The following is a 10,913-nucleotide window of genomic DNA, read 5'->3' as shown; positions in this document are numbered from 1 at the left end:
TGCTGGAGGACGACGGCGTGTTGCATGGCGACTTCTCCGAGAGGGTCGCGGATATCGTCATGGCACGCGCGCATTGGGATTTTGTGCGTTTATACAGTCTTTACCGGCGCGGGGCCCGCCCGTACTGCGTCACCGCGGGATCGAGGCAACTGAACTGGGTCGCGTGTTCCGCGATGAGCACGCTTGGATACCTCCTGACGAGAAGTGCGGCGGAAAAGCTGCTGATCCACACGCAAGACATGATGTTCACGATCGACGAGGTCATCGACCGCCATTGGGAGCATGGTCTTCGGCTGCTTGTCGTCCATCCGCACATCGTGACGGAGAGCGCGCTTCCCAGCGTGATCGGCGACCGCCGGAAGCCGCGGTTGAAAGGGCAGGCAAAAGTCCGGTACAAGTGGCATCGCGCGGCGGACAAGGTGCGGCGGTTTTTCTTCAATGTCAAAGATCGGCCACGACGAGTGGTGCGCCTGGACCAGCGTCGGGAGGAGACGCTCTCCAACGGCAGGCGAAGACTTCTGACGCGGTCTTGGTAAGGAGGGTCGGCAGGCCGATCCCCGACAAGCGTCCGGAGCACCCCCCAAAAGTTCCGGTAACCGTGCCTGGGCGCTGCGTCGCAATCGATAACTGTACCGCGTGAAAGCCATGGATAAAGATGGAATACACGTTCACGCTGAAGTAAGAGTTGGCAAAGGTCCGTGAATCAATGGCTGATGCCAAAGAGTTCGCCCAATTGGGTTCCACTGATCTCCGTATGAACACCGATCTTGCCGGGTTCCTGAATCATGTCGTGGATCGTAATCTGGACGTCCGGAAATGCGTGTATCACGCTACGGATAATGGGTTTGATACCCTCTGGGCCGGCATTTTGTTCCGGGGGCCAATGGAATGTCATCCCATATCGGCGATAGCACCCCCGTCAACCAAATCAGGATTCTTGTCGTTGAATGCGCGATAAAACGTTTCCACCGCGCGCCGTTCCCGCTGGAGCCGCTTGGTCGTGTCGTTGTCCAGGACATCTCGGCGCTGGTCGATCTCGCCCAGTCGGCGAACGCGTGCCGCAGCGCGTGCGGTGTAGCCAATGAATTCGGCGCTGGACTTTTACCCACTGCCGGCTCGCGCGCCAAGCCGATAGCGTTCATTGCAGGCCAACCAGGTTTCGGTGTTCGGGTCGTCTTCGGGGCAGCAGGCGACGCCTTCGAGCAGACGTTGCAGAATGGCTGGCATGACCGGGAGTGGGGTGCTGTCCACGGCGGTCGCAGGGTGCAGTCAGGCGGCCCGGGATTGGGCATGTTGCGGGCGGATGAGCCAGTTTTCGTCGTGCGGCAACGCCATGCCGGCACTGTCCCGCCACGCGCCATCGGGCGTCACCCACGCATCCGAGAGGCCCGCCGCCTGGAGGACGGCTTCGATGCCGGCGCGGCTCGCTCCGTGCACATCGGGATGGAAGTCCACCAGTTGCCAAAGTGGTGCGCCGACGCGGCCCGCATGCATATCGGGCGCGCGCCAGTAGGGCGGTGGTGGTGCGGTGTCCTCACCCTGTCGGCTTGCCTATTTACCGGATCGGGATGGTGAACGATCCACTGGGGTATTGATTGCACATGAACTCCACGAAGGCTCGGACCTTGGGACTTTGCAAACGGCGGGACGTGTGCAGAACCCAAAGCTCGGTTTCGCCGCCGGCAATACCCCACGACACCAGTTCCCCCGTTTCCAGCATGCTGTTGACGATGGACTGCGGCAGCATGGCCGCCCCCGCGCCGTCAGCAATGGCATCGCGGACCATCAAGAGCGAAGACAGACGCAGAACAGGTTGCGGTTCGATGGTGTACTGGCCATTGCGCACCGTCCAAACGTCTCCGTCACGGTAGGTCGGCATGACGACAGCCGCAACCGGGAAAGGCTTGTCCCGGTGCCCCTTCGGCATCTGGACGGACGGTGCGGCGGCAAGGATCAGTCTGTCTTTGGCAAAGCACCTGCCGACCAATACGCTGTCTTTACGCGGATTGATGCGGATGGCGACATCGAAATGTTCGTCAACGAGATTGACGATCCGGTCCTCGGCGACGGCTTCGATCCGCACCTCGGGATACAGCGTCAGGAATCTGGCGGCGAGTCGTCCCAGCGCCACCTGCGAAAACAGGAGCGGCGCCGCGATACGTAGACGGCCTCGCGGCGTCTGGAGACCGTCCCGTGCGGCTGTGACCGCTTCGGTGACTTCGTGCATCGGGCCCTCTGTCCTGGTCAGAAGCAGTTGGCCCGCTTCGGTCAATTCCAGGCTACGCGAGCCTCGCTCGATGAGTCGAATGCCCAGCGCTTCTTCGAGATCGGCGACACGACGCGACAGGGTTGCCTTGGACCGGCCGCTGGCGCGACTGGCTTTCCCAAAACCGCCGTGAGCCGCCACCAGCTGGAAGTCCTCAAGGGCGTTCAAATCCATGGCGTCTCAATTTTGATACGAGTTGTCTATATTTTATAGTCTTTGTTTTAAAGGTGGAACTCTTTATTGTTTGGTCATACGCAACCCAAACCCCAAAGGAGCTCCCTGTGAACAGCGTTCGCGCATTGGTACTTACCGAATACGGCGGCCCGGGCGCCGTCAAGGTTTCTTCAGTCGAGGCACCGACGGCAGGAGCAGGCCAGGTGCTGGTCCGTGTCCATGCCGCCGGCGTCAATGCCCTGGATTGGAAGGTCCGCGAAGGCTACGTCCGGAATGCCCATCCGCTGCAATTGCCGACCGTCCTGGGTATCGAACTGGCCGGCGTCGTCGAAGCGGTGGGCCCCGGCGTCACCGGACTGCGCGAAGGTGATCGCGTGATGGGGCCGCTCGGTGGCCTGGGCGCCTACGCCGACGTGGTGGCGGTGAACGCGGCCAATCTCGGCGCGGTGCCCGACGCGCTGGACTTCGTGGCGGCGGCGGCATTGCCGCTGGCCTCGGTGGCCGCGTGGCAGAGCCTGAATTTCGCCGGTCCGATCCATGCGGGCCAGCGCATCCTGATCCAAGGCGCGTCAGGCGGCCTGGGTGGATTCGCGGTGCAGTACGCGCATCAGGCCGGCGCCGTGGTGTTTGCGACCGCCGTGAGCAAGCACGTCGACTACGTCCGCAGCCTGGGCGCAGACCACGTCATCGCCTCCGACAAGGAGCAGTTCGAGGCCACGGCGAACGACATCGATCTCGTGGTCGATGTCGTCGGTGGCGAGGTGCTGAACCGCTCGTGGTCCGTGCTTGCCGAAGATGGCGTCATCGTCAGCACCGCATCGCCGGCCATTCTGGAGAGCATTCCGGCAGGGCGGCGTGGCCTCTGGTTCATGAATACGCCAGACCCTGAGCGATTGCACGCGATCGCCGAGGACGTGGTGGAGGGACGCTTGCGGTCAAAGGTCGGCGCCGTCGTGCGCTTCGACGAACTGCCGGCAGCGATCGAGCGCAATCGAACTCAGCCGCAGGTCGGCAAGACCGTCGTGAATTTCTCCCTCTGAATCAACCCTTCGAAGAGGGGTACAACATGAGCGCTGCGAACGCCATGCGCGCCGATGAAGAATCGCGCGGTAGACATTCTGACATCCGAGCTTTTCATTGAAGCACCTGATGCGCCATGCGCGCGGGCAGGGGTGGCTCGTGGCGGTGGACGGCGGCATCCAGGTGAAGTGGACCTACACGTTCCAGGCGGGGCATCGCGTTACCAAGATTGCGCTGAGCTGTTCGTCAAGACCCCGTGGAGGGGCTACCTGGAAATCTGTCCGAAGAACGTTGTCAAGCATTTCACTACGTCCTGATTTTTCCAAAGAAACAAATCGACCCGAACCAACCAAGGAATCATCATCATGACCATTCTCGTTACCGGCGCGACCGGCACTGTCGGCGGCCAAGTCATCGAACAGCTCACCAAGCGCGGCGCCAATGTTCGCGCGCTCGTCCGCGATCCCTCGAAGGCCAATTTCCCGGCGGGCGTCGAGGTCGTTCAGGGCGACCTGCTCGACGTCGATTCGCTGCGAAGCGCCTTCTCGGGCGTCTCGACACTGTTCCTGCTCAACGCGGTGGTGGCCGACGAATACACGCAGGCGCTGATCGCGCTCAACGTCGCCCGCGAGGCCGGCATCGAGCGGATCGTCTACCTGTCGGTGATTCACAGCGACCGCTACGTGAACGTGCCGCACTTCGCGGGCAAGTACGGTGTCGAGCGCATGATCGAACAGATGGGCCTCCACGCCACCATCCTGAGTCCGGCTTACTTCATCAGCAACGACCTCACGATCAAGGATGTGGTGACCGGGTACGGCATCTATCCGATGCCGATCGGCAGCAAGGGCCTTGCGATGGTCGATACACACGACATTGCCGAAGTCGCTGCCATCGAACTCATCCGCCGCGAGCAGTCGGCAGCGCCTCTCCCGTTCGACCGGATCAACGTCGTTGGCCCCGACACGCTGACCGGCGCGGATGTCGCCGCGATCTGGACGCACGTGCTGGGGCGTCCGATCGCCTATCCGGGCGATGACACCGCCGGATTCGAGAAGAACCTCAGGCAGTTCATGCCGAGCTGGATGGCTTTCGACATGCGCCTGATGAGCGAGCGTTTCCTCACCGAGGGAATGGTTCCCGAAGCCGGCGATGTCGAGCGCCTGACTTCGCTCCTGGAGCGTCCGCTGCGGACCTATCGCGACTTCGCTTCCGGGCTTGCCTTGGCATAGGTCTGCGCACGCGTCTCTTCGGGGTGGAAGCCAGCCCTTCACCGGGGCCACCCACCCCCGGATGTCGCTCAGACAATCGTGCAACGCGGAGGCGGCAACCTTCTCATCAAGAGCCGGCTTCGACTAGCGCTACGAACCGATGAGCCCTCGGAAACGACTGCCAGTCATCGCCGGTGAATTGGGCGGTACGATCCGAGTCGGCCTGCCGGTTATTTTATTTTCTATATATCGATATAAAATAAGTAAAACTAATGAAACAAACGGAATTGAAATGACGGGCAATCGTTGCCGAGATCGGAACGTTCGGGATGGCCGGCGCCGCTGTCGCGCAAGCCTTCGCGGTTCTGTAAGAGACGTTGGTTTGTTGGCGTCCAGCCGTGCGTTCTACGCGAAGCTGGATGTCTTTTAATACGCCGTGTGTTCATCGAGTATCGATAAAAATAGGAAAAATATTATGGAAATCATGAATTTAATATGATATTTGGTTTTACTGAAGAATTTATAAAATGGGAAAATTCTTATGCCATGCGCTGAAAAAAATCATTGATTCATCGGTATAAAAGACAACTTCTAAACTGAAGTTGGATGCCTGCGATGTTGTGTAAAACAGCTTACATCTGTATTTCATTGCCAGGGGCGTTGGAGCGACGTGCCTTCATGAAGGAGCAATTTTCCAGATTGAAAATTCCCGCGCGTTTTTTCGACGCCATCGGCATCCGTCCCGGGTCTGTCGACAGGATCCCGGGGTACGACTCGGCGAAACGCCTGCATCGTTTCGGGTACGGTCTCACGCCGGGCGAGATCGGGTGTTATCTGAGCCATCGGGCCGTGTGGCGCCGGTTTCTGGATTCCGACAGCGATGTCTGTTGCGTGCTGGAGGACGACGGCGTGTTGCATGGCGACTTCTCCGAGAGGGTCGCGGATATCGTCATGGCACGCGCGCATTGGGATTTTGTGCGTTTATACAGTCTTTACCGGCGCGGGGCCCGCCCGTACTGCGTCACCGCGGGATCGAGGCAACTGAACTGGGTCGCGTGTTCCGCGATGAGCACGCTTGGATACCTCCTGACGAGAAGTGCGGCGGAAAAGCTGCTGATCCACACGCAAGACATGATGTTCACGATCGACGAGGTCATTGCTGGAGGACGACGGCGTGTTGCATGGCGACTTCTCCGAGAGGGTCGCGGATATCGTCATGGCACGCGCGCATTGGGATTTTGTGCGTTTATACAGTCTTTACCGGCGCGGGGCCCGCCCGTACTGCGTCACCGCGGGATCGAGGCAACTGAACTGGGTCGCGTGTTCCGCGATGAGCACGCTTGGATACCTCCTGACGAGAAGTGCGGCGGAAAAGCTGCTGATCCACACGCAAGACATGATGTTCACGATCGACGAGGTCATCGACCGCCATTGGGAGCATGGTCTTCGGCTGCTCGTTGCCCATCCGCATGTCGTGACGGAGAGCGCGCTTCCCAGCGTGATCGGCGACCGCCGGAAGCCGCGGTTGAAAGGGCAGGCAAAAGTCCGGTACAAGTGGCATCGCGCGGCGGACAAGGTGCGGCGGTTTTTCTTCAATGTCAAAGATCGGCCACGACGAGTGGTGCGCCTGGACCAGCGTCGGGAGGGGACGCTCTCCAATGGCAGGCGCAGACTTCTGACGCGTTCTTGATAACGAGGGTCGGCAGGCCGAACGTCCAGGGCTTGCCTGACGGATCTCGCCGTCTGATTGCGTGAAACCGGAAAACAGACCGATGACGGTCCCTGCCGGTCGCCAACGCTGCCGCTTTCATCGAACGGCCTCAAGAAACACGGGATGGCGCCCGTTAACACGGTAGCGTGGCGGATCGCGCGCAGTACGGAGAAATGCCGCTTGCCCAGGCAGGCAGGGCATGCCTAGCCGTCGGGCCGGTCCGTCGTCTTCGACCTGCTGCCTTCACCGCACACCATGCCTACCATTTTTTTCCCCACCGCCCTGAGTGGGCACAGCGGCGCGCAGTTCGAACGGTATTCGATGGTGCGCAGCCGCCCCCTGTCGGTCGCGACGATGATTTTCGGAATCGTGGCGTTTCTGATGTTCACGGCGGCCCACTGCGCGCTGGTGCGGGCGGTCACGCCACTGCCGGCGGCGGCATGCTATGTCGTCATGCTGGGGGGGCTGATGTACGGCGCCAGCCGCGCGAAGCGCATCCACGTCTCGGGCGCATTTACCGTGGTCTACGTGGTCGTGCTGGAGCTTGGCGCCTTTCTGAACTCGGCCGATGCGCGCACGCCGTTTCTCTGGATCCTGCCCACCGCGATCATCATTCCCCTGTGCTCCGCGCCGTTCTGGCTGACGCGCGCGCATTTCGTGATCGGCTCCCTGGTCTCGCTCGCGGTCACGGTGCCGTTTCTGCTGCATATGCCGATGACCCGCGAGGAGGAGATCGTCACCTGGCTCTGGCTGAGCGTCGGGTTCAGCAGTTCGATCACGTGTTTCTCGCTGTTTTACAGCTATCGCGTTCAGCATTTCGTGCTGGAAACGCGGCTCGCCGATCTGGCGGCGACAGACCCGCTGACGGGCGTGCGTAACCGGCGCAATTTCCTGGAAGAGGCGCAACGCACCATTCACCGTTGCGAGACGGCGTGCGAGCCGGTGAGCGCGCTGTTCATCGATATCGATCACTTCAAGGCGATCAACGATCAACTGGGCCACGCGGCCGGCGACCGCGTCATCCGCGAAGTCGCGGCCGCCATCGTCGAGCAGACCCGGCTCGGCGACGTGGTCGGCCGGATGGGCGGCGAGGAATTTGCCGTGCTCCTCACCACCAGTCCGATGGCTACGGCGCTCGAGGTCGCGGAGCGGTTGCGCCGTCGGATCGGGACGATCCGTCATCCGCATGGGCGTGTGTCGGTGAGCCTGGGTCTGGCCGAATGGGATCGCGGGGAGAATCTGGCATCGCTGCTGGACCGGGCCGACAAGGCGATGCTGGAGGCCAAGCGGCGCGGCCGTGACCGGGTGGCCGCGTCCGTACGGGAATCCGCTTCGGACGTGGTGACGTAGGCGGGCGGGCGCCGGGCACGGCACGGCACGGCACGGCACGGCGGGAGGAGGGAGACCGACGGTAGTGGCGCGTTTTGGGTATGCTGGAAAAGGCCGGGTGTACCCCGGCCGCATTTCACCGAGCCCGCGCCGCCAAGGAAAGTTGTCCATGAATGCTCCGCATCCCTCCGCACATCTGCGTGCCACTTACCGCGATCCGGACGGTTTTCTGCCGCTCGAAGGCTATGGCGCGCTTGGCGACGGCCGTTCCGTGGCGCTCAGCGGCACCGACGGTTCGATCGACTGGTGGTGCGTGCCGGGCATCGGCTCGCCGCCGCTGTTCGATCGCCTGCTCGATGCGCGGGAAGGGGGCTATTTCGAGATCGTTCCGGACGCGCCGTTCGAGGCGACCCGTCGCTATCGCGAGAACAGCAACGTGCTGGAAACGGTGTTCTCCACGGCGGGCGGCCGCGCGCGGTTGGTGGAGTCGCACAACAGCGGTTCGGCGGGACGCCTGCCCTGGTCGGAACTCGCGCGCCGTCTCGAAGGCCTGGAAGGCCAGGTCCGGTTTGTCGTGCGTATCGTGTTCAGTCGCCGCGCGGACGCGATCAATCCGTACTTTGCGTCCGCGGGCCCGCATGATGTGTTTCACGCGGACCGGGTGCTCGGGCTGTTTCTCCACAGCGACGGCGTGCACATCGAGCAAAAGGAGGATACCGGCATTCTCGCGACGGTAAGCGTGGGCGCCGGCGAACACGAAACGCTGGCGATCGTCGCGGGCGAGGACGAGCCGCTGGTGGTGCCGGACATCGGCGAGATCGATGCGCGCATCGAGCGCTCCGACGCGGCGTGGCGCGAGTGGGCGGGCAAGCTGCGCTACGAAGGAGAATTCCGCGCGCTGCTGGTGCGCAGCGCACTGGCGCTGAAGCTGCTGTTGTATTCGCCCAGCGGCGCGATCGCGGCGGCGGCGACCACCTCGCTGCCCGAGCGCATCGGCGGCGACAAGAACTTCGATTACCGTTTCGCGTGGATCCGCGACGCGGGGTACACGATCAAGGCGTTCCTGCGCATTCGGGCGCAGGAAGAAGCGAAGGCCGCGTTCACCTGGCTGCTGCGGCAGCTCCAGCAGGGCGAGGAAAAAGTGCTGTATGCACTCGAAGGGGGCGAGGCGCCCGCCCTCGAGGACGTGGGACTGGACGGCTACCGCGGCTCGGCGCCCGTCGTGACCGGCAATGCCGCGACCAGTCAGCACCAGCATGGCATCTATGGCGATATCTTCGAGACGGCGGCGCGTTTCGTCGCGTATGGCAATATCCTGGACGCACGCAGCGCCGAGACGCTGTCGCATCTTGCGGATGCCTGCGCGGACCGCTGGCGGCGCAAGGATGCAGGTATCTGGGAGCTGCAGGAACCGCAGCATTACACGATGTCGAAGATCAGCGCGTGGCAGGCCTTGGCACGCGCGGTCGAGCTCGCCGATGGCGGGCAGCTGCCCACCACCTGCCGTGACCGCTGGTGCCGGGAACGGGACCGTGTGGCGGCGTGGATCGAAACGCACTGCTGGTCCGAGGCACGCGGCGCCTATCTGTTTTATCCGGAGAGCGACGAACTCGATGCCTCGCTCGCGCTGGCGGTGCGCTTCGGTTTCGACAGCCGCGAGCGGCTGCGGCGCACGCTCGACGCGGTGGATCGCGAGTTGGGCGCGGGTGCCTTCCACTACCGCTATGGCGGTATGCAGGACGAAGAGGGATGCTTCCTCGCCTGCACTTTCTGGATGGTCGAGGCGCGTGCGCTGCTGGGCCAGACGGACCAGGCGCGCGCCGCGTTCGTCCGGGCGGTGGCCGCGCTGGACCATGGCGTGGGCATTTATTCGGAAATGGTGGACCCGGACACGGGTGCGTATCTGGGCAATCTGCCGCAGGGTCTGACCCATCTGGCGCTGATTCACGCGGTTTCGGCATTGTCGGGCGACGAACCGTGACGGTTGCGCCTGGCCCTGCGCGCGGGTCGGGGATCGATGCCGCCAAATTCCTTCGCTTCCGTATTTCCACCGATTTCTCTTCTCTCGTCGACATGCCGCACTCAGACCGTTCGTCCCGCATCGGATTCAGTTCGAATCCCCTGAACCGCCTGTCCGAGAAGCGCGCGGACAGCGCGTTCATCGAACGACTGCGCCGGTCGCCCGCCACCCGCTTTTTGGTGTTTTTCGGCGAGCGGCCGGTCCTGCGTGCGAATGACGACGATGGCCGCGACGGGCCCGACGGCAACAACGTGCATGCCCGCCGGTTCGACGCGGTCTTTACCGCGCCGGAGGTGGCGGATCTCGGCGCGCCGCGCTTCGAGCTGTTTCTGGGTCTGGATGCCGAACGGGGCGACGCGGCGCTGTTCGCGCTGGTGTTCGAGGCGAGCGAGCCGCCATCGGCGGCCGGGTTGACCGCCATCGTCGGGTCGGCGTCGTCCACGCTGCCCGCCGCCTTTGCCGGTCTCGAGGCCCTTGATCTGCGCGCCGTCGCGAGCGCTGGTCTGGTGGCCGAGGCGCTGCTCGGCGAACTCGGCGGCGCGAAGGCGGTGATCCACTGGCACCAGCGGCACGGCTTCTGCGCGAATTGCGGACAGCCGAGCGCGCTGACGGCAGCGGGCTGGCGTCGTGACTGCCGGGCGTGCGGCCTGCAGCATTTCCCGCGGGTCGATCCGGTCGTCATCATGCTGGTGATCGACGGTGAGCGCTGCCTGCTGGGCCGGCAGCCGCATTTCGCGCCGGGGATGTATTCGGCGCTGGCCGGGTTCCTGGAGCCGGGCGAAACGGTCGAGGATGCGGTGCGGCGCGAGGTACGGGAAGAGGCGGGGGTAGCGTGCGTCGAAGTCGGCTATTTCGCGTCGCAGCCCTGGCCCTTTCCGTCGTCGCTGATGCTGGGCTGCGTTGCCCGCGCGCAAGGGAACGACCTGATCATCGACCGCACCGAACTCGAGGACGCGCGCTGGTTTTCCCGCGCCGAGGTGCGCGCGATGCTGGAGCGGACGCATCCGCAGGGTCTGGTCGCGCCGCAGCCGTTCGCGATTGCGCATCACCTGATGCAGGCCTTCGCGGCGGGGGAAACACTGGTGGGCGGCTAGCCTGTTGCTGGCGTCGACACAGGCAAAGACGGGCGGAGGCAGACCGCGGCATTGTGATATTCCGTCACATGTCGTTGCCAATCGGAAA

Annotated in this window: 10 protein-coding genes and 1 pseudogene; 9 read left to right on the top strand and 2 right to left on the bottom strand. The window is 63.2% G+C overall.

Translation table 11 applies throughout. The annotated features are described in order from the left end of the window. Window positions 1-536: glycosyltransferase family 25 protein (locus tag OVY01_RS13280; RefSeq protein WP_267848061.1), on the top strand; the 536-nt coding region annotated here is incomplete at its 5' end. A gap of 167 nt (window positions 537-703) precedes the next feature. Here OVY01_RS13280 and OVY01_RS13275 read toward each other — a convergent pair. Then, entirely contained in the window at window positions 704-895 is a 192-nt protein-coding gene (locus OVY01_RS13275) for an ester cyclase (protein WP_267848060.1), read from the bottom strand. Between OVY01_RS13275 and OVY01_RS13270 the strand changes: the two genes are divergently transcribed. Beyond that, complete coding sequence (locus tag OVY01_RS13270) at window positions 889-1,575, top strand: hypothetical protein (RefSeq protein ID WP_267848059.1); 687 nt, start codon at window positions 889-891, stop codon at window positions 1,573-1,575. The genes OVY01_RS13275 and OVY01_RS13270 overlap by 7 nt on opposite strands. Here OVY01_RS13270 and OVY01_RS13265 read toward each other — a convergent pair. After that, entirely contained in the window at window positions 1,556-2,440 is an 885-nt protein-coding gene (locus OVY01_RS13265) for a LysR family transcriptional regulator (protein WP_267848058.1), read from the bottom strand. The genes OVY01_RS13270 and OVY01_RS13265 overlap by 20 nt on opposite strands. A 107-nt stretch (window positions 2,441-2,547) precedes the next feature. On the opposite strand from OVY01_RS13265, the gene OVY01_RS13260 reads away from it, so the two are divergent. The 7 genes and pseudogenes from OVY01_RS13260 (at window position 2,548) to nudC (ending at window position 10,825) form a co-directional block, all read left to right on the top strand. After that, window positions 2,548-3,480 (top strand): NADP-dependent oxidoreductase, encoded by a 933-nt coding sequence (locus OVY01_RS13260; RefSeq protein WP_267848057.1) that lies wholly within the window; start codon window positions 2,548-2,550, stop codon window positions 3,478-3,480. Window positions 3,481-3,825: 345 nt separating this feature from the next. Continuing rightward, complete coding sequence (locus OVY01_RS13255; protein ID WP_267848056.1) at window positions 3,826-4,692, top strand: SDR family oxidoreductase; 867 nt, start codon at window positions 3,826-3,828, stop codon at window positions 4,690-4,692. A gap of 585 nt (window positions 4,693-5,277) precedes the next feature. Next, window positions 5,278-5,769 (top strand): annotated as a pseudogene (locus OVY01_RS23290) (glycosyltransferase family 25 protein); the annotation flags it as partial. Between the two features lie 58 nt (window positions 5,770-5,827). After that, window positions 5,828-6,361: a glycosyltransferase family 25 protein gene (locus tag OVY01_RS13250; RefSeq protein ID WP_267848055.1), complete on the top strand. Its 534-nt coding sequence runs from the start codon at window positions 5,828-5,830 to the stop codon at window positions 6,359-6,361. A 276-nt stretch (window positions 6,362-6,637) separates the two neighbouring features. After that, window positions 6,638-7,732: a GGDEF domain-containing protein gene (locus tag OVY01_RS13245; protein WP_267848054.1), complete on the top strand. Its 1,095-nt coding sequence runs from the start codon at window positions 6,638-6,640 to the stop codon at window positions 7,730-7,732. A 148-nt stretch (window positions 7,733-7,880) separates the two neighbouring features. Beyond that, window positions 7,881-9,692, top strand: coding sequence for a glycoside hydrolase family 15 protein (locus OVY01_RS13240; protein WP_267848053.1), 1,812 nt, complete (start codon window positions 7,881-7,883; stop codon window positions 9,690-9,692). A 92-nt stretch (window positions 9,693-9,784) separates the two neighbouring features. Further along, window positions 9,785-10,825, top strand: a complete 1,041-nt coding sequence (nudC, locus tag OVY01_RS13235) for an NAD(+) diphosphatase (protein WP_267848052.1) — start codon at window positions 9,785-9,787, stop codon at window positions 10,823-10,825. Window positions 10,826-10,913 lie beyond the last annotated feature (88 nt).

It is taken from the genome of Robbsia betulipollinis (genome assembly GCF_026624755.1).
GTDB lineage: Bacteria > Pseudomonadota > Gammaproteobacteria > Burkholderiales > Burkholderiaceae > Robbsia > Robbsia betulipollinis.
The sequence above is the reverse complement of the archived record's forward strand: the minus strand, read 5'-3'. Positions and strand labels throughout refer to the sequence as shown.

What these genes read in the sequence shown, in the direction of transcription:
- OVY01_RS13240 (WP_267848053.1), top strand. Translation starts at nt 7,881, where the DNA reads ATGAATGCTCCGCATCCCTCCGCACATCTGCGTGCCACTTACCGCGAT.
- OVY01_RS13275 (WP_267848060.1), bottom strand. Translation starts at nt 895, where the DNA reads ATGACATTCCATTGGCCCCCGGAACAAAATGCCGGCCCAGAGGGTATC.
- OVY01_RS13245 (WP_267848054.1), top strand. Translation starts at nt 6,638, where the DNA reads ATGCCTACCATTTTTTTCCCCACCGCCCTGAGTGGGCACAGCGGCGCG.
- OVY01_RS13255 (WP_267848056.1), top strand. Translation starts at nt 3,826, where the DNA reads ATGACCATTCTCGTTACCGGCGCGACCGGCACTGTCGGCGGCCAAGTC.
- nudC (WP_267848052.1), top strand. Translation starts at nt 9,785, where the DNA reads ATGCCGCACTCAGACCGTTCGTCCCGCATCGGATTCAGTTCGAATCCC.
- OVY01_RS13265 (WP_267848058.1), bottom strand. Translation starts at nt 2,440, where the DNA reads ATGGATTTGAACGCCCTTGAGGACTTCCAGCTGGTGGCGGCTCACGGC.
- OVY01_RS13270 (WP_267848059.1), top strand. Translation starts at nt 889, where the DNA reads ATGTCATCCCATATCGGCGATAGCACCCCCGTCAACCAAATCAGGATT.